The organism is Wolbachia endosymbiont (group B) of Gerris lacustris, from assembly GCF_964028355.1.
GTDB lineage: Bacteria > Pseudomonadota > Alphaproteobacteria > Rickettsiales > Anaplasmataceae > Wolbachia.
In genome coordinates, this window is sequence record NZ_OZ034761.1 from 1222787 (window position 1) to 1245549 (window position 22763).

Consider the following 22763-nt stretch of genomic DNA (forward strand, 5'->3'; position numbering starts at 1 on the left):
AAATGCTAACAAGATTCGCTCCAAGCCCAACTGGCTACCTACATGTAGGAAACATACGCACTGCACTCATTTGTTGGATGTACACACGTAATCAAAATGGAAAATTTTTACTACGTTTTGATGATACTGATCTTGAGCGTTCAGATATCAAATATGTAGATAATATCATAGAAGACCTAAAATGGATTGGCATAAATTGGAATTCAAGTTTTAAGCAATCAGAGCGTTTTGAGCGCTATAACGAGGTGTTCTTACAGTTAATGAAAGAAGGTCATATTTATGCATGTTATGAAACAAGAGAAGAATTAGACACTAAACGAAAATTGCAATTAAAACAAGGTCTTCCCCCTATTTACAATAAAGGTGCGTTGCTTTTAACTGAGCAAGAGAAAATTCGTTATGAGCAAGAAGGACGAAAACCACATTTCAGATTTAAATTGGATAGAAATAAAACTGTAAAATGGAATGATGAAGTTAAAGGCGAAATAAATATTGCAACAATTCATATCAGCGATCCTGTAGTAAAAAGAGAAGATGGAATTTATACGTACATGCTACCTTCTGTTATTGACGACATTGACTTTAATGTAACCCATGTTGTACGTGGGGAAGATCATGTAACTAATACCGCAGTTCAGATTCAAATGATTCAAGCATTAAAAGCGAAAATTCCTATCTTTGCCCACCTTCCCCTACTACACTTTGATGATAGCAAAATATCGAAACGGAAAGGCGGGCTGGATATTAAGTCCATAAGAGAAGATGAGATTGAACCAATGGCGCTAACTAGCTATTTAGCAAAACTTGGAACATCTGATCCGATAGAAGCTCATATTAATATGCAGCCTTTAATTGACTCATTTGATATTAAAAAATTTAGCTCAGCACCTTTACAATTCAGCTTGAGTGAAATGTATAAGCTAAATAGCAAAGTACTGCAACAAATGCCATTTGAAATGGTGCAAGATAGTTTAAGTCAAATTGGTTCAGAGTTTTGGTATTTTATAAGGAGTAATATAGAAAAGTTTTCTGAGGTGGCCAAATGGTGGAAAATATGCAAATTTGGTATAGAGCCTGTGGTTCTTAATAAAGAGTTTATAAAAATAGCGCTAAGTTCATTGCCTAAAGGTGATTGTAATGAAAACACATTATCAGAGTGGGTTAAAAATATTCGACAGACAGTTGACATAAAGGCAAAAGATCTATTTATGCAGATGCGCCTCGCTTTAACAGGAACAGAAACAGGTCCAGAACTCGCTAAATTATTAATTTTTATCGGTAGAGAGAACATTGTTGCAAGGTTAGAAGAAAATCATACAAAAGGTTTAAATGCACTGGATGTATTTGAATGACACCAACAGTTAATCTCATGCTGAAAGATCATTTTATGGTCCAAGTCAGTTCTTTTACAGGTCACTTCCAAGCTCATCAAATTTTCTAAGATCTTCTTAAGCTCTGAAAGCTGCAAACTTTTTAGATGAGATTTAAAACTCTGCAATTGCTTGAAGAACAATGGAGGACTCAGCTGGTCAATTGCAGCTTGTTCATTCATTCCACCTTGTATTAACAGCAAAACGCTTTCTAGTCGTAGAAAATAATTTGATATAATACGGATTAACGCTATCGGTGAAAAATTCTCTTGTAATATCAATACATCGGAAATTTTGATGAATTGTCCCATGTCTTTACTCACTATTGCAGAGCACAGATTATCAAGTGTAACATAATCATTGCCGGAGGTTGAAAAGCATAGATCTATATCAGCAAGTTTAAGATCTTTTCTTTTTCCTAGATATAAAACTAATTTTTCAAGCTCTGAATATATAGGCAGTTTGCTATGATTAAAATAAGACTGCAAGTGGTAGATTATCTCACTTGTGTACTCTATATCATTTTGCTTCAAGTAACTTGATATAATATCACAAAGATTGCTACTGCTGTCCTTATAGCAGGCAATTACACCGAAAATTTTTGAGCTTTCCATATAACTTTTAGTTGCAGAGCTATATGAAAGATCGTTTGCTATCATCACTATATAATGATCGCCTATATTATGATCCAATATGTTTCTTAACTCTTTAGATATACTTCCACTGACATTTATCAGCTTAACTAACCTTTTTTTAGTAAACATCGAAATGTTTGCCAACTCGGAAAATAACAAGCCAGGCGACTTATTTACTACTGCAAAATCCATCACCTGAACTGAATACTCATTCAAGTTGGCAATTATTTCCTGTACAAAAATATCGACTTTACTATTGTCACTCCCATGAATTAATACACCACTTAAAGTATCGGGTTTCTCAAGGAATTTTTTAACTTTAGATGGCGTGATTCTCATGCCATCTATATTATATTATCACTACTTGGTGGTACATCATTTGATTGCACATCAGTTTCCAACAATTCTGAGCTTTCTTGATTTGCTGTATTCTGCATATCATCAGACACTTCTTTCTTTCCCGTAACATAATTATAAAAATTTTTTATAGGCTGTCCTATATATCTAGAAAAAAATCCTTCGGCCATATCTTTCACTCCACAAATTAACAATTAGCACATAAAAATAACGTAGCAAAAACTACTCTACGCTCAGATAGTTACACTCATTTGTTAATGAATTATGAACTTCCGAGACTAAAATTAAGTCGATCTACTTAACACCAATCTTATAAAATAAGCAATGATTAAATACACAGCTGCAATAAGTATAATTGCAGGTCCAGTTAATAAGTCAAAACTTGCAGATAATATCAAACCTGATACTCCAGAAATCACAGAAAAAACTGTTGCAACAATAATCATTTGCATCGGAGTTTTTGAAATGAGTCTTGCTGATGCAGCAGGTATTAACAAAAATGCAGCAATGAGTAATATTCCTATTAATTGAGCAGAAATTGCAATAAAGATAGCAAGTATAATCAAAAATTCTAGCCTAACAAAATTAACATTTACTTTCTCAACTGTTGCCAAATCTTGATTAATCGAAATCATCAGCCAATAGCGCCATCTAAATATTAATATCAAAGTAACTATTACGGAGGTTAGAAAAATTGATATTATATCATTTCGGTCGATCATTAATATATCACCAAAAAGTGAGCTAATAATACTATTATTACCTGATGGAAGAAAAGACATAAGTATTAAACTCGATGATAAAACTACATTGGTAACTATGTTCAATATCGTATCAGCAGAGTATAATTTATTAAAATTAAGAGAGAGTAGTATAGCAAACATAATTGCAATGAGCATTATACTTACCGATGGGCTGATATTAAAGATCAAAGCAAGTGCAATACCAAGCAATGAAGAATGGGATAAACTATCACCCAAATACGATAACCTTTGCCATATCATAAATGACCCTAGAGCTCCGGTTACTAGGCTAATCATAATTACCGCAATTAAACTTTTTATAAAAAAACTCTGTGTAAATATCTCTAACATGCTATCAGATAACTGACAACAAACCTATCTTCAGATATTAAAACATTATGGGTTCTGCATGCTGCACTAGTCGTCATAAATTCAAAATTTAAACCTTTTTGTTCCATAAGATAGGACTTCACTGAAGAACTTGGTATATTGCGTGTTTTACCAGTACCTATTATCAAAATTTCTATTTCCTCTGTTAAAAAAGATTTAAAATGTTCCTTGATATTTATATCACTTTCTTTCAATTTAATCACCTTTTTAGGAAAAATTATAATTGAGCCATGATATTCTTGATTATTTATCCAAAACCTTCCTTCCCTGTAACCATCTATAAGATTTTTCTTCTTGGAAATTAAGGGCATAAATCAAACTATTAATTGCGTGTCGCACACCCACCATTCTGGACATTCCTTTTTGATATTTGCCGCTGCAGCTTTTGCACTTTCTTCACTATCGAACATTCCAAAGCACGCTACACCGCTGCCTGACATGCGAGAAACCATAGAACCTTCTTGTGACTCTAGTGTTGATATTACATTCTGAATTTCAGGTACAAAACCTATTGCTGCTTCTTGAAGGTCATTTTTTGTCTCTTTAAGAAGCTCTAACAAATTCTCCTCAGTGTTATCACTCCACTTAATTGGATTAGAGAAATCCTCTTTATACTTGGAAAATACTTCTGATGTATTCAAAAACTTTTTTTTTGGTTTCACAAGTACCAGACTTATGGGTAAAGAGCATTGTTTAATGGGACATAATTCCTCACCAACACCTCTAACAAAAACTGGCTTACTATCTACACTTGCAGGCACATCAGCACCAACGCTTAAAGCTATATCATTTAAAATTTGCCTATCAATATCCCACAGCTCTCCTAGCGTGCGTATCACAGCTCCAGCATCTGAGGACCCACTACCAAATCCCGCAGCAATTGGTACATTTTTTATAACCTTCACAGTGACTTTAGTGTGTATAGGAGCATACCTCAGCAGTAGATTCAACGCTTTCGTTATAGTATTATATCGATAATTTATTTTAAACTCAGAATTTACAAATTCAACTGTAGAGTTATCATATCTAAAGTTTTTTTCTCCTACTTTTATCTCTAAAAAATTAGAAAGTTTAGCAAAGACAACCAAACTTTCAATTAAATGATACCCTCCTTCTTCTCTATTTATAATATGTAAAAAAAGATTGATCTTTGCAGGAGCCTTTACACAAAAACTTTCCATCTGTATATCTTCACTAACACTATCTTATTTACTATACTTAAAATGCCACTTCAGTCAAACTTTATATACTCCTAATGAGATCAAATGCCATAAATCCTAACTTCTCTGTATGGGTAAGTGCATCCGCTGGTACAGGTAAAACAAAGATCTTAATAGACAGAGTATTAAGACTTCTGTTAGAAAATAAGAGAAATATTCTCTGCTTAACATTTACTAACGCTGCAGCAAATGAAATGGAGGATCGGATTTATAGTACGTTTAGTAAGTGGGCAATATGTCCAGAGGGTATATTATTTGCAGATTTAGAACAATTAGCCCAGTGCGTGACCAGAGAAAATAAAGATTATTTAACAAGAGCAAGAAGGCTTTTTTCTGAACTGGAAAATCTTGGTCTTACTATTCAAACTATACACGCCTTTTGTTACAAATTAATCTCCAGCTTTCCTACAGAAGCTGATATCGCTCCAAATTGTACGTTAAGCGAATGTAAAGAATTGCATTCCATCGTATTTGAAAAAACGCTTCATAACGAAACTGTGCAGGACGATATCAATATCATTGCAGCTGAAATTGATGAAAACAAGCTGCGTGATTTGCTCTATACCTTATGTATAAAAAGATCAGCTCTAGAAAATAATTTAGGATATATAAAAGATAAACTAAGCGCCCCAGATAAGATTCACGATTTACAGAGTGAAACGATTGAGCAGATAAAAAGATTAGCTAAAATATTAAGTAAGGGAAGCAAAAGAGATCAAAGTTACAGTGCGATACTTTATGATTGGTGTAATAGCACAAAATCGTCCGTACCAAATGTTGTCATCCCAGTGCTTGACACCGGAATAAAGTTGAATAACAACAAGATAGAGAACTTAGCTAAAGTATTTCTCAAATCAGAATCGTACGAAAAAAAGAGCATATCATCCATTATAACAAAGGGTACTTTGGAAAAATTTGAAGACGTAGAGCAAATGATAGAAAGCATTCAAAATGCAGTATTTACTTATATGAGAAACATGAACTCTTATCAAATATTCAAAAGAACCAGCAGCTTACTTAGTATACTTAAAGTATATGTTGATCTATATAATAATGAAAAATCAAAGAATGCACTGCTTGATTATGATGATATCATCAATTTAGCAACAAATCTCCTTAGCAATCCAGGCAATAAAGATTGGATATTGTTTAATCTAGACCAAAAAATAGACCACATTCTTGTTGATGAGGCGCAAGACAATAGTATCAGTCAATGGAAAATTATAACAAACCTCTGCAATGAATTTTTCACCGGTGGTGACGAAAAGAGAACTTTATTCGTTGTTGGCGATGTAAAACAATCCATTTACAGATTTCAAGGAGCAAATCCCCATCTATTTAATTACATGCAGCAGTATTTTCACACAAAAACTGGTGGTAGAGATTGGATATCATGTCAACTTGAAAAGTCATTTCGCTCAACTCCAGAAATTTTGATTCTTGTAGACAAAATATTCAACAATTTTCGTGAAGAAATATCTTTTGATGATAACGAGATAAAACATATTCCACATAGAGAAAATGATCAAGGATACATTGAAATTTGGCCGTTATTGCCAAGTTATAAAGAGGAAGAGCAGCAAGCCTTACAAATTCATTTAACACAGAGGAAAGATTATGTAGTAACGGATCGATTACTTGCTCAGGCAATAGCCCATAGAGTTTACAATTGGTTAAACGAAGGTCGGATTTTAGTCGCTAAAGATCGCCACATAGAACCAAGGGACATTATGATTCTGGTACGGCAGCGAAATGCGCTAGTTGACTACATAATTAGCGAACTAAAAAAAGTAAATGTACCAGTTATAGGCCGAGACTATTTTAGAATTATGGATTACATAGCTGTGCAGGACTTAATAGCTTTGGCTGAATTTTTGCTCCTCCAGGCAAATGATCTGGCTTTTGCAAATGTTTTAAAATCACCGCTATTTAACTTCACTGAGGACGATTTATTTAATATTGCATATGATCGTAAAGAACAGTCATTATGGGAAAAAATCCGAGATTATCATGAGGTTATCTATAATGAATTAAACTATCTGATTAATTTATCTCAAACAGAATCCCCTATTACATTATTCACACATATATTGCGCAAAGGTAAGAAAAAATTTGCTGCAAGGCTAGGTCTTGAGTGCTTCGAGGTCCTAGACGAATTTATGAACCTCGTATTGCAATTTGAGCACCCATCTCTTCAAGCATTCGTTCAGTGGATAAAAGAAAATAATCATGAGATTAAAAACGATATGCAATCAGAACGCAATGCTGTACGAATAATGACAATTCATAAGTCAAAAGGTCTACAAGCTCCAATAGTGTTTTTAGTTGACACAAATACAGTGCCAAGAAACAGCGAAAGTATTGTATTTGATGGAACGGAAGCACCATTTTGGTGTGGCAAAAATAATAATGCTTATTGTAATCAAGTAAAAAGAGAGAAAAAATTAGAGGATTATAACGAATATTTGCGTTTGCTATACGTGGCACTCACGCGTGCTGAAGATGAGTTATATATTTTAGGCAAAGAGCCAGTGCAAAAGGGCTCTTGGTATGATCTAGTTATTCAATATGGAGGATTATATGAGAAGAAAAAACTATACTTACAGCCGATATTTAAAGAAAAAGTTGAAGTGCTATGCATGAATGCAAACTACCCTTCTATTTATAAAAAACGTGATTATTTTAATGTTCCGGTAATTTCACCTCTGCCAAACCTATCAATGTCATTGCAGCACGTGACGCTGGAACCTGGAGAAAAAAAGACAGTGTCAAGCACTGGGATGACAGATGAGAGTGCTGGAATGACAAAAAGGAGCATTGGGACGACAGACAGCTATGCAAGAGGCTTAATAATTCACAGTATATTGCAATATATGCCCAAGATAGAGAAAGACAGGAGAAAAAATTGGGTTAGTAAATATCTTGATAGCATAAACACTAGTGAAGATAAGGATGAAATTTACAGCAAAATATTAGCCTTTAACGAGAAATATGATTACCTGTTCGACTTGGAGGGCAAATCAGAAATTCCACTTAGTGGAACAATTGACGGAAAACCAGTATTAGTGCGGCTAGACAGACTGTGCATAACAGAAGACAAAGCAATCATAATTGACTATAAATCATACCATAACGTTTCTATTTCCTCATCAAATGAAATAAAAAAGCAAATGTTGATCTATAAAACCTTAGTGCAAGAAGTCTACCCAGATAAGCAGGTAGAGTGCGTGGTTATTTGGATGGAAGATTTAACCTTACAATCTTTGATCTAAACTCAAATGTTCGTATAGTAGCTACTTGCATTTGTTGTAAACTCACTTTTACTCTATAGTTATCTTTTTACTACTTTATCTATTTTCTGAACTGATTTTCGTATTAGAAAACATCCAATAAGAAGAATTATAAAAGGAATAAACCATAAAATGTAGGTACTAGATTTTACAGGTGGTACAATGATAATTGAATCTCCATAAGAATTTTTTAACTCTGAAACTATTTGCTCGTTAGTATATCCATCACTGATCTTCTTGCGAATTGTCTTACGCATACCATATGCAACTTGAGACTCAGATTCGGATAATAATTCACCAGAGCATACTGGACACTTTATTACTGCAAATAAGCTACTTGCTCGCTCTTCCATGCTTTCGTCTCTTAGTTTATCATCCAAAGTAAAAGCATTTATACTTAAATGGAATATCAATGTAAAAAGTAAGCTAATTACTATTCTCATTCTCGGTAAATTGAGTGATAAAATCAGTAGTGGATAATTTTCCAATAAAGCCTGAACCTACATTATTGTCGTACTTTATTGAAAATTGAATGTCGTTATCAGTGATTTTTTCTGATAAGGAAGATATTGATTTTTCCAATTTATCTGCAGCCTTTGAATCATTAGTCATAAACGAAATTAATTCTTTATAATTTGATATGGCCACATTGATTTTATCTTCAAATGAAGATGTAACTAAATTGTAATTACTTACTCCACCATTCGCAGCAATAGAAAAGTTATTACTCTCAATCAAAAATTTTTCTATGTTGAAATTAATCTTAGAAACTGAAATATGGTTTACAAATTCATAATCTAATTTAGCGTCAACACTAAGGTAATTTTCAGGATGTGCAGTATGTTTATAACGATAAGTATAAAAATCAAATTCTAGTTTAGTATTTTCGTTTAGTTCTTTATCGAGGTGAAATTGAATATAATTACTTTTATCACTCACTTCAGTTATAACACTTTGCTGATTTTCTAAAACATCACATTTTAATCCATAATCTTCGTAACGAAATGTATCTATATAGTCTATTACAGTGCTATTTCTGTTAAATTTTAATGAAGATGGTAAATCATTTAGCTTAACAACAAAGTGGCTACTCACGTGTGTGTGACACTTTATATTCTTTTTCTCATCACTACGGACAGCAATGCTAATTTTATTGCTTGGTATGTAAATATATACTGATTTATCAAATAATCTGTTTTTTATCACTAAAGCTTCAGATGAAGCAGTTAATTGCTCATTAGAGAATTTTGGATCCGTTACACGAAGAATTAGGTTAAAAGGAAATCCGCTAAAATCATGTGAAATATCAACTTTTTCGTCATTAACGTAATCAGTTAAAAGATTTTTTACCTTACATGCAGAAAAATACCAAAAACCACTATACGCTAGAGGAATAAACAAAGGTAAGGAGATGAGAATATAGATAAAAATTTTACGCATTATCCTCTTATTTATCTAATGATATATTTCTTGTACCTCTGGGCACGGTTACGCACAAACCGTCAATATCTTTTGTGATTTTTATTTGGCATCCAAGCCTCGATGTCTCTGTTAAACCGAAAGCTAGGTCCAGCATATCATTTTCCTCATCAGATATAGGGTTATGTGTTTCTACAACATCATAAAATTTTGAATCAACAATCACATGGCATGTAGAACAAGCAAGAGAGCCTTCACATGCACCTTCAAGCAGATCTGGATCACTTCTGTGAGCTAAATTAAGCAGAGTTTCTCCCTCTGCAGCTTCATAGCTTTTCTTACTTCCATCAGGTAAAATAAAAGTAACGGATGGCATACTATTAAAATCTCTACTAACTTCTCTATATTCTACAAATAATAACTATTATTTGCAAACTCTTTGCAATTCCATAGCCTATCTCTTGTAATCTGTATTCCTATTAGGAAAGTAAGACAGATACCACCAGCATCTCACATAATTGCAAGCATGGAATTTTCTTAGAACCTGTACATGATCTCAAGAAAGGAATAAACTAAGAGATAATGTATATAAGTTAGGATATATGAGGAGTGTATACCCAAGTGATATAAGTCGGGAAAGATTTGAGATTATATTACCAGATCTAGAATCCTGTAGAAAAAAAACAAAACCAAGAAAACTGGATTTATATGAGTTATTTTGCGGTGTACTTTATGTGCTAAAAAGTGGCTGTCAGTGGCGAATGCTACCAAAAGAGTTTCCAAAATGGCGCAATTGTTACGATTACTTCAAGAGATGGAGTAAAAAACCGAATGAAGATAGAGAAAGTGTTCTAGAAATTGTCTTAAAAAAAATTAGTTGGAGAGGTTCGTTTCAACAGTGGTCGGAATACAAAAACAAGCTTCTGCATCATTGATGCTCAAAGTGTAAAAAACACCGATATTGCTGAAGAAAAAGGTTATGATGCCGGCAAGAAAATTTCAGGAATAAAGCGTCATATTGCAGTAGATACGCAAGGTTTGCCACATGCAATTTATATTACTACAGCTAATATCGGAGATCGTACTGCTGCTGTAGAGATGATTTGTAACGCAAGAAAAAATCTTTCCGAAGTTCAAAATATACTAGTTGATGCAGGTTATACAGGAGAAAATTTTGCAACTCAAATAAAAACGACTATTGGTGCAACCGTTGAAGTAATAAAACGAAGTGAATTACATACCTTTGTTGTATTGCCAAAAAGGTGGGTTGTAGAGCGTTCTTTTGCTTGGCTGGAAAAGTGTAGACGGTTATGGAAAAATTGCGAGCGTAAACTCAATACTAGACTACAAATGGTCGTTCTAGCTTTTACTGCCTTGCTCCTCAAAAGATTATGAACAGGCTCTTAGCTTGAGATTTTAGTAAATATATTATTAAATTAGCATTATTGAACTTGATCTGCCATTTCTTCTGATCTTAAGTTATAATTTTACCGCTAGCGTTTGATCAACTACAACTTCAGAATTGCTATCTTTAAGTAAATTTGCGGGACTACTATAATGATATGTGATTGCAGCAACAACAAGACAACAAACTCCAACTCCTATCCCTACCGCTAACATTCCTGAGTAGGCTGCAATAGCTACTCCTAAAGCAACTCCTACTACTGCTAACGTAGAAGCAACTATTATAGAAGTATTACGACACTTAATACGAAGCTCATTTAGTTTATCTAATGCAGGAGTACCATCTTTATATTTTAGCTCTCTTATATTTTCACATTTGTTAAGCAACTTCCAAGCATAACTTAACCTTGATGTTTGACCATAAAACCCCTCCTCAACATATTCAATCAAAAGATCAAACTGAGCTTCACCTTTGTCATTCTTAACATCAAATCTTGCACCTGAACTCACAAGTGATTCAACTTTGCAAAGCATTGACTTATCGGAGTGCAAGTTTCTTAAAGCATGATGTAGAGCTGTATCCCCACCTTCATCTTGATAGTCAATTTTATTTTTATGTAAAAAGCAACCAAAAATCTTTTCATTGCAATCGCTTGTAACGATATTTTGTAAAGTAATACTTGAAATTTTTATGTTATTTTCGACTAGGAGATCTAGAGCTTCTTTATGATTACATTCAACAATAGTATCTACTAGTCTATTTAACGCAGGAGTACCATTTAAACCTTCCGGTATAACTTTATCTCTACCAAGTAACCTCACAACTAAATCTAACCTTTGCAATGGATTATACAAAGAATCAAGGAGAGAATTAAAAATTCCATTATCATCATTCCTCTTAGAACCTGTACATGATCTCAAGAAAGGAATAAACTAAGAGATAATGTATATAATACCAATTCCCGCTATACAAGCAACGAATAGACAATAATGGAAAAAAAGCCATACTGGAGTAAGTAAAATAGCGAGGTTTAGATGGCATTAAGATCAAAATTATTGGATGAAAAAGTGGTGGAATCAGCAAAAGAGATGCTGAAGAAAGTAAGAAATAATGCGTATGTTGCAAAAAAACTAAATGCTGTAATTGCAGCAAAAAAGCACAGTATAACAGCTGTAGCAAAAATATGTTGCATTTCGAGAAAGGCAATTACTACATGGATAAAGCACATAAAATTTGGAAGAGAAGAAAAATTATTTTCTCCACCTCAACGCCGTAGAAAAACTATATTGAACCAAAGTCAACTTGAACAAATTGAGGTGTGGATAGAGGAAAACCCCAATATTACTATTAGAGAAATGAGAATAAGAATCCAAGAAAGATTTGGTTTGAATATCAGCAAATCCACAATACATCGTAATATGCAAAGAATGAAATTCTCATATATCACACCAAGACCAGTTCATAGTGGACAGGATAAAAATAAGCAAGAGGAGTTTAAAAAAAAACCTCAATGAAACTATTGTCATGCATTCTGAAAAAGAGCTATTTTTCTTCGATGAATCACGGTTTGGTACATATTCAAAAGTTGGACATGGGTGGTTTAAAAAAGGCAGCAGGACACAGGTTAAGGTAAAATTAGGTAGGGAAAATTTTTATCTCTATAGTGCAGTTAATCCCAGAAATGGAGAGAATTTTAGCTTATTTGCACCAAACGTCAACACTGCTTGTATAAATATATTCCTTGAACAGATGTCGCAATATTTAGGAATACGAAAGGCTTTTCTCGTGATGGATTGCGCTAGTTGGCATAAGTCAAAAAGTTTAAAGATACCTAAAAATATCGAAATTATATACCTACCACCATACTCACCTGACCTCAATCCTGTTGAGAGGTTTTGGTTATATATAAAACAGAACATTTTGCGCAATAAAATCTACGATACAATTGTTCTGCTTGAGAGCGCTTTGTGTAAATTTATTACCTCTCTTTCCCCTTCCACGGTTAAACAACTCTGCAATGCTTCTTATTTGGTTCATTAATAATGAGAGTTGGTATTAATAGCCTTTGTTCCTTTTGCTATATGATCAACTTTTTCTTCTAATGATGTACCTTCTGGAAAAGCACCTGGAGAACGTTTAAAAACATCTTTGAATTTCTTTTCAACACTTGGTGTGTCTTTAAACTGTGCCATACCTACTACCTGAAAGCATATAATATAACCAGTATATTAGGCTACTATGTAAAAATGATTAACATAGAAGCTTTATCATCAAAATATTATTTACTTATTAGCTTAAAATACGTCACAATATAAAAATGAAAAATAGCCCATTAGCAGTAGTATTCGATTGGGATAATACTTTAGTTGATACTCAAGATAATATTTCTAATGCCATTCAGCATACCTTGAGTTCAATGGGATGCAGTAACAAAGTTGCTGATAGAAATTCTCATGAATCAAGAAAGAGCTACATGGTCAATTTGTTTGGTGATCAGTGGAAAAAAGCGAACCAGATATATCAAAAATACCTAGATAATGCACTGTTACAAAATATTACTCTGAACGAAGGAGTAGAGAAAATGCTGCAGACACTCAAAAGCCACAATATTTATCTAGCGATAGTTAGCAATAAGAAAAATACTAATTTACGTCAAGAAGTTGCCTATTTTAAACTAGATTCTTACTTTGAAAGAATAGTGGGTTCATGTGATACTGCAGAAGATAAACCATCTGCAACTCCACTGCTATTTGCACTGGAGGAGAGTACGTTACCTATAAATAGAGAAAATGTGTTTTTCGTTGGTGACAGCATTACAGACATTCTATGTGCACAAAATGCCAATTGCTTACCTATTATATACGGCCAATCAATAAGAGGTTATGAAGATTTGTTATATTTTCAATATTTTGATAAACTTACAGAATTCATAGTAAAGTATTTGAAAGATTAGGTGGTAATGACTGCTATTACAGAGATCGCTAGTGTGCATAGGCGCTTTTGTGCATATTTAATAGATGTAGTAATTTTATTAATTCCAACTTTGCTGATTGTACTGTTATTAGGGGATTTTCCATTAATTTTACATCTATCGTACATGTGTCTAAATTGTAGTTACTTTACGTTTTTTATATCTTCAAAAGCCCAAGCAACTCCTGGTCAACAGTTAATGAATATATGTACTATCACTTTAGATAATTCTAAAATAGGTTTGAGCTTAGCATTTGATCGTAGTATCTCTCAGTTTTTCCTTCCTCTGCTAAATAATTTAATTATCACTCTTATCAAACTTTTTCATACGTTAGTAAATGTTTTAAATACACTAGAAGTAATTGTAGTTATGCTTACCTTCAGTTGGTATTTAGTTGCTTGCTTCTCTCAGAGGAAACAGGCATTTCATGATGTGCTATTTGATACGATTGTTGTGAGAAAAATAAATTGATGTGACCTTGATTGTTATGTAGATTACATTGGTATATTAGATAAAGAAAGGTTATGAATAAAGAAATAGTAGAACATTTGAATAAATTACTTACAAATGAGCTGACTTCTGTACGCCAGTATCTTTTGCATTTTGCGATTCTTAAAGATAGCGGAATTAATAAACTTGCAGAAAAGATGAAAAACGAGCTTAATGAAGAACTTGAGCATGCAAATAGGCTAGCAGAAAGAATTTTACTGCTTAAGGGTGTGCCAAATTTTCAAGATACAAATCAAATCTCGAAGTATGAAGGAAAGTTCACAAAAGATACAATACAGAAAATCTTAGAAGATAATTTTAAGTTGGAAGAAGGAGGTATAAAGGGCATCAAAGAGGCAATTTCCGTTGCTGAAAAAGAAAAGGATGTGATTAGTGTAATGTTATTAGAAGAACTACTGAAAAATGAGGAAGAGCACTTATATTGGATTAAAGGACAAATTAACCTCATTGAGCTTATTGGTATTGAAAATTACTTAAGAACACAAATATAGAGTGTTAAGAAAAACAGTATTTATTTTCATTATACCTTTTTTACTTCTTTTCTCACTCGGGTTATGGCAATTATTTAGATTAAATTGGAAGAATAATATTATCAAAAATATGGATCTTCCAGTTATTCATCTATTGCCCAGTGATAGTCTTGCAAAGTTTAACTACAGATACGTTAAGATTGATGGAATTCTAAGTGACATGGAACTATATGTTTTTGCAGGGCAACGTGGCTATCACGTGCTGTCTCCTATGTTGCTTACCACTGGACATTACATGTTAGTGAATAAAGGAATAGTAAGAGAGAAAAAAGAAGAAAAAGCAAAAATTGAAAAAGTAGCTGTCGGTGGCGTTTTGTATTGTGATGGTAGCAAAAATTGGTTTATCAAAAATGATATTGCTTCAAATACGTGGTTTACCTTAAGTACAGAAGAAATCTCCAATGATCTAGGTATTAAGCTAGAGAAATGTATATTGTGGCAAGACAATTTTGGTGGAAAATTGACTATACAGCCAATTAAGCATTTGGAGTATGCAGTTACTTGGTTTGCACTTTCCTTTATTTGGCTAATTATGTGTATATTTTACTATAGGCAAAATAGATATAAGTCGTAGAGAGGTAGCATGGAAAAAGAAAAGCTACAAATAGAAAACATGCAACAAAGTGGAAGTAAATACTTATTACAAGAATTAATTGTATGTCAGTATTGTAAATACACTTATTATGGAATGAGTCATACTAAGGAAGGAAAAAGTTACTATTGTTGTTCCGGAATCCGTTTTGATGAATGTAACAGCAAATCAATATGCGCGGATATACTAGAAGAGGTAATATGGAAAGAAGTGCACATGGTAAGAGAGCATATAATGAAGGAAAAATGTGATTTATCAGATGCAGGTTGGAAGACTAAATTTGATATAATTAGAAAATTAGTTCAGCGTATTGAAATTGATGACGATAATATACATATAGTCTTTCGATTAAAAGAACTCGCTCTCGAAAGACAAAAAGAAGATATTCACCCTTGTACCAGAATTATAAAGAATGTAGTGCTATCAAATGCAATAGGAATGCATAAAGTTAGCAACGCCCTAGCTGCAATATCAGTTGCAGTGAAACTTGGAATTAGTGATGAAGAAATTAAAAAAGGTCTTTTGGAGTTCAAAGGAGTAGCAAGGAGATTTTCTTTAATTGTTGATATTAAAGGTGTTAAGTTAATCGAGGATTATGCTCACCATCCAAATGAAATACAGGCAACCCTGGCAGCAGCGCGTTTAACTACTAAAGGAAAGGTAATAGGAATTATTGAGCCGCTTCGTTTTGCTCGTATTCGTAATTTTTTTGATGAGTTTGTACGAATTTTCATGATGTTTGATTATGTAATTCTCACTCCTGTCCATCCTCCAGAAGATAAGCCTATTCCTGGCTGTGGAATTGATGATATACAAAAAGCCTTGATCAGTAGTGGGTTTAATGACGTAGAGATTATGAATGATGCTCTACTCATTTCACATTTTATTAGTAATTCGACAAATTCAGGAGATGTAGTATTATTTATTGGTGCTGGTAGTAATATAGCTAAGCTAGCAAGAGAAGCTGCAAAGCTGCTGCTAGTAAAATAAACTTAAGCATTGGTGATTTATATGATAAAATTGTGTAGTAAAACTGGATCCAAGTGTCTAGGCAAACAACTGTACAGACATTGCGATATGGGGATAGCTTCCATTAAGAATGGTGTCATCCCAGTGCCCAGACACTGGGATCCAGAAAACTTAACTTTAAATACGTGGCTGTATAATAAAAACTGGATTCCAGTGTCAAGCACTGGAATGACAACATCTGCTACTCAAATTATCTGTTTATTTGTAGGTTGCAATGTTCGTACACTGGAATGTTACAGCGCTGGGGTGACATTTTCCGAACGTGCACACAATTGTGAATCTAGTAGAGGTTTAGCATGATGAAAAAGACAATTAGTAGTGTATTGGCAAGAGAAATTTTAGATAGCAGGGGTTACCCAACAATTGAGGTAGAAATAGAACTATGTGATGGAGCAACAGGTAGAGCCGCTGTCCCTTCTGGGGCTTCGACCGGTAAACTAGAAGCATTGGAACTGAGAGATCAGGATGAAAAAAGGTATTGTGGTAAGGGAGTGCTGAAAGCTGTTCAAATCGTAAACGGAGTGATAGCAAATGAAATTGTTGGCATGGACGCAGCAAACCAGAGTGCAATTGATAAAGTTTTCATTGAACTAGATGGAACAAAAAATAAATCTAAACTTGGAGCAAATGCAACTTTGGGTGTGTCTCTTGCTGTTGCAAAAGCAGCAGCAAACAGTTTTAAAATGCCGTTATATAAGTATTTGGGAGTAGGGGAAGAGCAGATGCCAGTTCCGCTAATTAACGTAATTAATGGTGGAGTACATGCGGATAATAAACTCGATTTTCAAGAATTTATGATTCTTCCCGTTGGTGCTGAAACTTTCAGTGAAGCAATCAGAATATCTGCAGAGGTATTTCATAACTTGCGCAGCATTCTTAAGAAAAAAGGTTATAGCACAAACGTAGGAGATGAAGGTGGTTTTGCACCAAACATTGGCAGCACTGAAGAAGCTCTTAATCTGATAATTGAGGCTGTGGAATCTGCCGGTTATTCGATGAAAAATCACTTTGCACTGGGTCTTGATGTTGCTGCATCTACTTTTTATGAGAATGGAGTTTATAAATTTGAAAACAAAGAGCTCACTGCAGAGAAATTGGTTCAGTATTATTGTGACCTCGTGGAAAAATATCCAATAATTTCTATAGAAGATGCAATTAGTGAAGATGATTATGAAGGTTGGAAATTACTTACTGCAAAATTGGGAAGTGAAATTCAATTAGTCGGGGATGATTTATTTGTTACAAATTGTGAACTAATAAATAAAGGAATAGAGGAGAAAATGGCAAATGCTGTACTAATCAAGCCAAATCAAATAGGAACGCTTACGGAAACTTTTGCTGCTATTGAAATGGCAAAATCAAATGGCTACAGGGCTATTATTTCACATCGCTCAGGTGAAACAGAAGACACAACAATATCCCACATAGCGGTTGCGTCGAATTGTGGGCAAATAAAGACTGGCTCGCTGTCGCGTTCTGATAGGCTTGCAAAGTATAATGAATTGATGAGAATAGAAAGTTCATTAGGAGAAAATGCTAAATATTATCGTGGGTTGGCATGGACTTCATAGACGAAGTTAAATTATATTTAAAAGCAGGTGATGGTGGCGATGGCTGCGCGAGTTTTCGTCGAGAAAAATTCGTTGAGTTTGGTGGTCCAAACGGTGGTAATGGGGGCAGGGGAGGAGATATAGTTTTTGTCGGTGATGCAAATCTCAATACTTTGCTTAATTTTCGTTGTCGAAGGCATATTAAAGCGAGTAGTGGAAAAAATGGTACGAGTAGAGATAGGTCTGGTACAGATGGAAAAGATATTATACTTAAAGTTCCAGTTGGTACACAAATAATCGATGAAGAAAGTGAGGAAATAATAGTAGATCTTGATAAACCTGACATAGAATTTCAAGTAGTGCAAGGTGGAAAAGGTGGGCTTGGGAATACCAATTTTAAATCTGCTACCAATAGGGCACCAAGGCATTTTACCCATGGTCATCCTGGCGAAGAAAGAAACATAGTATTGAAGCTGAAAGTTTTATCTGATGTTGGGATTATTGGTATGCCAAATGCAGGTAAATCTAAATTTTTAACCCGCTGCTCAAACTCTGATACGAAAGTAGGCGATTATGCATTTACTACTATAAGGCCACATTTAGGTGTAGCAAAAGTGGATTATAGCGAAATTGTGATAGCAGATATTCCTGGAATAATCGCTGATGCTCATCTTGGAGTTGGGCTCGGACACAAATTTTTAAAGCACATCGAAAGGTGCAAAATTTTACTTCACTTAATTGATGTAACTCACGATGACGTTATTTCAGCTTATAATTGTACACATAATGAACTGAAGCTTTACAATACCGACCTTATTAAAAAGGAAGAAACTGTAGTATTAAACAAATGCGACTTATTGGAGGAAGCAGAAATTCTTGAGAAGAAGAATCATTTAGCCAATTATCTTGATAGAGAAGTACTGTGCTTATCAATCGACGATGATTTACAGCAGATCCTAAGGGTATTGAGTGAGAAAATGAAAAAAAGCGACCCTAAAAAAATTGATGTGTATGATCCTTTTAAGACATAGATTCAGTAGACAGATAGCTAATTTAATAATTGCAGTTTTAAATTATATTAATACCTATAGCATAGTAGTCATTACATCGAATGTTTTCATCCTCATATCTTGCTTTAATACTATAATTAGTATTTAGTCTTAAAAATCGGAGAACATTATGAGTAAATTGTCGGCATTAGAAAAAACACTATGGACGATTAATGATGATAGCAAAGTAGATTCATCTAGCATAATTGAAAAATTAAAAAGTGAGCTGCAGCAGCATCATGTTAATATGTACAATGCATGGGAAGAAAGTGGATTTGATATAAATGCTAATTCATTTGATGGAAGTAACTTACTATGTTTAGCATCTGGAAGTGGCTGTGTAAAAGTAGTAGAGCTTCTTATAGAGAAAGAAGTAGATGTTAATGTACGAGATAATGAAGGAAAGACTCCTTTAGATTATGCTATTTCTAATGGAAGGGAAGAAGTAATAGAAATTCTTACAGGAAAAATTCTTTTATCTGATGAAGGACTGACATCACAGATGTTATCAGAGCAAGAAGTAGAGATTGATTCACAAGATCAATATGACACTCCTCTTTCATATCCGCTTTTTTTCTGACGAATATAAAGAAATTCCATTAGAAAGTGCAGCTGCATTGATTTAATTATGATAAGAAAAACTAATTTGTAGCCTAGTTACGCAGGCAGTTTTTCCACAATTGTCTGCATTTTCTGCTCTACAACTTATCTTTTTTTCGGCTTGTGCCATTTCTCACACTGTCTCTTGCTTTCTTGAACTCAGAAATTCAATAGCTACCAAAGCATTTGAGTAGTTTTTTTGCTAAGAATTAGGCATAGAACCCCCCATATTTATTAATAAAGAACAGAAAAAATGTAACGCACATACGACAGAGATTAATCATATGTGTGCACCCATGCGCGCTGAAGAAGATACGCTACATTTTTCACTTAGTTTAATTGTTTGATAGAAAAGTCTGCAGACGAAGATAGATTTTGAGCTCTAAAAATACCTCTACTGTGATTATACTAAGGTTAGATGAATAGGCGAAGCAATTTTTTTATTAGTTTTTTAGCTGACAACCGATTTTACGTTCAACAACTTGACATTTATTCAATACTACTGTATAATAGAGATGTACATTTTTTTGTACTATGGCAATAAAATTACCTTGTAATAGGTGTATTGGACCCGAGGGCAGTACTCGGCGCCTCCACCATATTTTCTGTTAATACGGGGGCGAGTAAGGATCGACATGCATAGTAAAGATGGTAGCTTTGCTCGGTTAGATACCACCGCTAAGAGTTCACAATTTAGATGCAAACGATAACTTTGCTGCTGAAGACAATGTTGCATTAGCTGCTTAATTTAGGCACTATAACTTCATTGCTATAAGCACGGTTTAGGGAACGCCGGGTAACAGAAGTTCCCTCAAACATGTAAGGGTTATATGGATAAAACAGATTATCAGAAGTCGCTTAGTTATGCTAAATTTCAAGTTATCAAAAAGGCTCTAGATACTATATTAGATAATGTTTTTATTCCTCACTTAGAGATACTGTTTTTTACGCGATTTAATGGTATTGTCATACCAGCCTACTTGAAAGAATCATACCCTACTCAAATGCTTATTATATTACAGCATCAATTTTATGGTCTAAAAGTTCTTGAGGATAAGTTTAGCGTCAGTTTGAGTTTTCGTGGAAAACAAGAACAAGTCACTGTACCGTTTTTTGCTATTAGTGAGTTTCATGATAAAATTTCAGGAGATACTTTAGTATTTAGCGTTGATTCTGATAAAGAATACGAAGATGAAGAATGTGCTGAAAAATCGTCAAATGGCAGTATCATATCTATAGATCAACTTTACGATAAGTAGTTGCTTATGCAAGAGTTAAAATTTTTCTCTTTTTCTTGGACATAATTTTTTAGATTTTAAGAACTTTTCAAATTTTGTGAGGTTCTTATTTGAGTATTTCTTCTACGTTTTTTAAAAAGAAGAAACTGCTTTGTATTTCAAACAATCTGTAAAATCTTCTTCTCCTTCTAAGTTGATCCTATTAACTCGTAATTCTAGATTTTAGATAAATTATTGAAAATCTTGACTTTTTTCACTAAGTTTGATCAAACGTATCTGTTCAGGAAAGTTGTAAGTTAAAAATGTGATATAAAAGAGATAAGAGGGAAAGATAACCCTACTCACTATAGGAATAGGGCTATCACGGGCGTGTGCGACCGAATGAAAGTTGGTATTACAACCGTAGCCATCAAGGTAAACTAGCCCCATCTCTCGATACGTTTGAATAGTTGCATGGGACATATGTATGCACCCGTTTACAATCTTAAATTAATTAAACTATCGAGGTTATTTATTATGATTACATCTTATCAAAATTTCATTGGCATTGATATCGGAAAATTTAAAAATGTTGCTGCAGCTTATAACCAAAGGAGCGCTATCAAGTTTGACAATGATGCTACTGGTTGGCAACAGTTGTTTCAAAAATTTTCAGATATCCTACCTAATTCTCTAGTAACTTTAGAAAACACTGGAAAATATGAGCTTGGCTTAGCACATTTTCTTGTTGATAAGAATGTTGCTGTACATCGAGCTAATACTCGTAAAGTAAAAAGTTTTATCATATCACATGGAACTTTAGCAAAGACAGATCAATCAGATGCAAGAGCCCTTGCTCAATATGGTTTTGAACGCTATAGTGCTCTATCTCTATTTGTGCCTATGTCAAAAGAACAAACCGCCTTAGTTGCACTCTGTCAACGTCGTGATGACATTACACAAATGAGAACTCAAGAGAAATGTAGGCTTGCAGCACCTGAAAACGACTATATAAAGGAAAGTTGCCAAAAAACAATAGACTTTTTTACCAGTCAGATAAATGAGTTCAACGATGCCATACAAAGAATTATTGATAAAAATCCAGAGTTACAAAAGCGTCAAAAGATCTTGAGAACAGTGCCAGGAATAGGTCTCAAGTTATCACAAGTTTTTGTGTGTCTAATGCCAGAACTTGGCCACCTAAACAAAAAAGAAGTTGCAAGTCTTGCTGGAGTTGCTCCACATCCAAAAGAAAGCGGTAAAACTATTGGTTACCGAAGGATAACAGGTGGTAGAAGCAATGTTCGTGCAAAGCTTTTCACAGCTGCTATGGCTGCTGCAAGATCTAAATCTGCACTTGGTGCTTTTTATTCTGATCTTATTGGTAGAGGTAAAAAGAAGATGGTAGCTATAACAGCTCTAATGCGAAAAATCATAGTAATTGCCAATGCAAGACTTAAAGAAGCAATTAATATGAAATAAAAAAATCTGTATAGAAAATAGGTTAACGAATATGTGCGTCTACACACATTTAAAGCACATATTCGTTAACCATAAAATCTAAGCAGTGCTTGCTGTTTGATATAAATTTCTTTCTGTATAAACTAGGGTTTTTGTTGCCAAAATACATTTTTCAATTGAATAAAAATACAAAATTATCAACAAATGAGACTAAATTCAAAAAATTTTAAAAAACATAGTTGATGGCTGATGTGCAAATATTGAAACCTGTGCCCTCTTTCTTGTCATCCCGGTGCTTGACACTGGATCCAACTAGGTTGGTAAGCACTTTACAACATTTTTTGCGTGAAAAGGCCAGATGCCAGCGTCAGCTACTCGGATGACATCCATTTAGGTGTCTTTTCTTGTCTATCTTATTTTGCCAC

At 33.9% G+C, this 22763-nt stretch carries 25 protein-coding genes and 1 other RNA gene; 15 read left to right on the top strand and 11 right to left on the bottom strand.

Annotated elements, in window-relative coordinates; all coding sequences use genetic code 11:
• Window positions 1-2 precede the first annotated feature (2 nt).
• Window positions 3-1352 carry a glutamate--tRNA ligase gene (gene gltX / locus ABWU62_RS06255; RefSeq protein ID WP_353287850.1) on the top strand — a complete coding sequence of 450 codons (1350 nt, stop codon included), beginning with the start codon at window positions 3-5 and terminating at the stop codon, window positions 1350-1352.
• Here the strand turns inward: gltX and holA are convergent.
• From holA to ABWU62_RS06280, 5 genes are all read right to left on the bottom strand, one after another.
• Window positions 1313-2344, bottom strand: coding sequence for a DNA polymerase III subunit delta (holA, locus tag ABWU62_RS06260; protein WP_353287851.1), 1032 nt, complete (start codon window positions 2342-2344; stop codon window positions 1313-1315). The genes gltX and holA overlap by 40 nt on opposite strands.
• A gap of 5 nt (window positions 2345-2349) precedes the next feature.
• On the bottom strand, window positions 2350-2532 hold the full coding sequence (locus tag ABWU62_RS06265) for a hypothetical protein (RefSeq protein WP_015588477.1): 183 nt from the start codon (window positions 2530-2532) through the stop codon (window positions 2350-2352).
• 114 nt (window positions 2533-2646) lie between these two features.
• Window positions 2647-3456: a metal ABC transporter permease gene (locus tag ABWU62_RS06270; protein WP_353287852.1), complete on the bottom strand. Its 810-nt coding sequence runs from the start codon at window positions 3454-3456 to the stop codon at window positions 2647-2649.
• Window positions 3450-3806 (bottom strand): Mth938-like domain-containing protein, encoded by a 357-nt coding sequence (locus ABWU62_RS06275; RefSeq protein WP_353287853.1) that lies wholly within the window; start codon window positions 3804-3806, stop codon window positions 3450-3452. Before ABWU62_RS06275 ends, ABWU62_RS06270 begins: the two co-directional genes overlap by 7 nt.
• A gap of 3 nt (window positions 3807-3809) precedes the next feature.
• Window positions 3810-4676, bottom strand: coding sequence for a 4-(cytidine 5'-diphospho)-2-C-methyl-D-erythritol kinase (locus ABWU62_RS06280; protein ID WP_353287854.1), 867 nt, complete (start codon window positions 4674-4676; stop codon window positions 3810-3812).
• A 74-nt stretch (window positions 4677-4750) separates the two neighbouring features.
• Between ABWU62_RS06280 and ABWU62_RS06285 the strand changes: the two genes are divergently transcribed.
• On the top strand, window positions 4751-7987 hold the full coding sequence (locus ABWU62_RS06285) for a UvrD-helicase domain-containing protein (RefSeq protein ID WP_353287855.1): 3237 nt from the start codon (window positions 4751-4753) through the stop codon (window positions 7985-7987).
• A gap of 59 nt (window positions 7988-8046) precedes the next feature.
• Here the strand turns inward: ABWU62_RS06285 and ABWU62_RS06290 are convergent, their stop codons facing one another.
• The 3 genes from ABWU62_RS06290 to ABWU62_RS06300 are packed head-to-tail and all read right to left on the bottom strand — an operon-like array spanning window position 8047 to window position 9800.
• Window positions 8047-8448 carry a cytochrome c-type biogenesis protein CcmH gene (locus ABWU62_RS06290; RefSeq protein WP_010401557.1) on the bottom strand — a complete coding sequence of 134 codons (402 nt, stop codon included), beginning with the start codon at window positions 8446-8448 and terminating at the stop codon, window positions 8047-8049.
• The gene (locus ABWU62_RS06295) at window positions 8432-9445 is read right to left on the bottom strand and encodes a hypothetical protein (RefSeq protein WP_353287856.1); all 1014 of its coding nucleotides are present in this window, start codon (window positions 9443-9445) and stop codon (window positions 8432-8434) included. The genes ABWU62_RS06290 and ABWU62_RS06295 overlap by 17 nt, the downstream gene beginning before the upstream one ends.
• A gap of 7 nt (window positions 9446-9452) precedes the next feature.
• The gene (locus ABWU62_RS06300; RefSeq protein WP_007302681.1) at window positions 9453-9800 is read right to left on the bottom strand and encodes a ferredoxin family 2Fe-2S iron-sulfur cluster binding protein; all 348 of its coding nucleotides are present in this window, start codon (window positions 9798-9800) and stop codon (window positions 9453-9455) included.
• A gap of 226 nt (window positions 9801-10026) precedes the next feature.
• Here ABWU62_RS06300 and ABWU62_RS06305 point away from each other — a divergent pair.
• Window positions 10027-10819, top strand: a protein-coding gene (locus ABWU62_RS06305; RefSeq protein ID WP_353287093.1) for an IS5 family transposase whose coding sequence is annotated in 2 segments (ribosomal slippage) — window positions 10027-10290 and window positions 10292-10819 — 792 coding nt in all. Because the reading frame shifts where the segments join, the coding sequence is not laid out codon by codon here.
• 84 nt (window positions 10820-10903) lie between these two features.
• Here ABWU62_RS06305 and ABWU62_RS06310 read toward each other — a convergent pair.
• Together ABWU62_RS06310 and ABWU62_RS06315 are read right to left on the bottom strand one after the other, a co-directional pair.
• Window positions 10904-11749 (bottom strand): ankyrin repeat domain-containing protein, encoded by an 846-nt coding sequence (locus ABWU62_RS06310; protein WP_353287857.1) that lies wholly within the window; start codon window positions 11747-11749, stop codon window positions 10904-10906.
• Window positions 11727-11870, bottom strand: coding sequence for a hypothetical protein (locus tag ABWU62_RS06315; RefSeq protein ID WP_353287858.1), 144 nt, complete (start codon window positions 11868-11870; stop codon window positions 11727-11729). The genes ABWU62_RS06310 and ABWU62_RS06315 overlap by 23 nt, the downstream gene beginning before the upstream one ends.
• On the opposite strand from ABWU62_RS06315, the gene ABWU62_RS06320 reads away from it, so the two are divergent.
• Window positions 11864-12869, top strand: a protein-coding gene (locus ABWU62_RS06320) for an IS630 family transposase (RefSeq protein WP_353287829.1) whose coding sequence is annotated in 2 segments (ribosomal slippage) — window positions 11864-12325 and window positions 12327-12869 — 1005 coding nt in all. Because the reading frame shifts where the segments join, the coding sequence is not laid out codon by codon here. The two genes, ABWU62_RS06315 and ABWU62_RS06320, sit on opposite strands and share 7 nt — an antisense overlap.
• Here the strand turns inward: ABWU62_RS06320 and ABWU62_RS06325 are convergent.
• On the bottom strand, window positions 12866-13021 hold the full coding sequence (locus ABWU62_RS06325; RefSeq protein WP_353287859.1) for a hypothetical protein: 156 nt from the start codon (window positions 13019-13021) through the stop codon (window positions 12866-12868). The genes ABWU62_RS06320 and ABWU62_RS06325 overlap by 4 nt on opposite strands.
• 125 nt (window positions 13022-13146) lie before the next feature.
• On the opposite strand from ABWU62_RS06325, the gene ABWU62_RS06330 reads away from it, so the two are divergent.
• The 11 genes from ABWU62_RS06330 to ABWU62_RS06385 all read left to right on the top strand — a co-directional run bounded on the left by ABWU62_RS06330 (window position 13147) and on the right by ABWU62_RS06385 (window position 22359).
• Window positions 13147-13782, top strand: a complete 636-nt coding sequence (locus ABWU62_RS06330) for an HAD family hydrolase (RefSeq protein WP_353287860.1) — start codon at window positions 13147-13149, stop codon at window positions 13780-13782.
• Between the two features lie 15 nt (window positions 13783-13797).
• Entirely contained in the window at window positions 13798-14271 is a 474-nt protein-coding gene (locus ABWU62_RS06335; RefSeq protein ID WP_353288182.1) for an RDD family protein, read from the top strand.
• Between the two features lie 53 nt (window positions 14272-14324).
• Complete coding sequence (gene bfr, locus ABWU62_RS06340) at window positions 14325-14801, top strand: bacterioferritin (RefSeq protein WP_353287861.1); 477 nt, start codon at window positions 14325-14327, stop codon at window positions 14799-14801.
• 1 nt (window position 14802) lies between these two features.
• The gene (locus ABWU62_RS06345) at window positions 14803-15414 is read left to right on the top strand and encodes an SURF1 family protein (RefSeq protein WP_353287862.1); all 612 of its coding nucleotides are present in this window, start codon (window positions 14803-14805) and stop codon (window positions 15412-15414) included.
• Window positions 15415-15423: 9 nt separating this feature from the next.
• Complete coding sequence (locus ABWU62_RS06350; RefSeq protein WP_353287863.1) at window positions 15424-16422, top strand: glutamate ligase domain-containing protein; 999 nt, start codon at window positions 15424-15426, stop codon at window positions 16420-16422.
• 335 nt (window positions 16423-16757) lie between these two features.
• The gene (gene eno / locus ABWU62_RS06360; RefSeq protein ID WP_353287865.1) at window positions 16758-18032 is read left to right on the top strand and encodes a phosphopyruvate hydratase; all 1275 of its coding nucleotides are present in this window, start codon (window positions 16758-16760) and stop codon (window positions 18030-18032) included.
• Complete coding sequence (gene cgtA / locus ABWU62_RS06365; RefSeq protein WP_353287866.1) at window positions 18020-19042, top strand: Obg family GTPase CgtA; 1023 nt, start codon at window positions 18020-18022, stop codon at window positions 19040-19042. The genes eno and cgtA overlap by 13 nt, the downstream gene beginning before the upstream one ends.
• Window positions 19043-19199: 157 nt before the next feature.
• A complete protein-coding gene (locus ABWU62_RS06370) occupies window positions 19200-19640 on the top strand; it encodes an ankyrin repeat domain-containing protein (RefSeq protein WP_353287867.1) in 441 nt (146 codons plus the stop codon).
• Between the two features lie 498 nt (window positions 19641-20138).
• Window positions 20139-20474: a transfer-messenger RNA gene (gene ssrA / locus ABWU62_RS06375) on the top strand.
• Between the two features lie 16 nt (window positions 20475-20490).
• Window positions 20491-20919, top strand: coding sequence for a ClpXP protease specificity-enhancing factor SspB (locus ABWU62_RS06380; RefSeq protein ID WP_353287868.1), 429 nt, complete (start codon window positions 20491-20493; stop codon window positions 20917-20919).
• A 495-nt stretch (window positions 20920-21414) separates the two neighbouring features.
• Window positions 21415-22359 carry an IS110 family transposase gene (locus tag ABWU62_RS06385; protein ID WP_265022222.1) on the top strand — a complete coding sequence of 315 codons (945 nt, stop codon included), beginning with the start codon at window positions 21415-21417 and terminating at the stop codon, window positions 22357-22359.
• The last annotated feature ends 404 nt before the right edge of the window (window positions 22360-22763 follow it).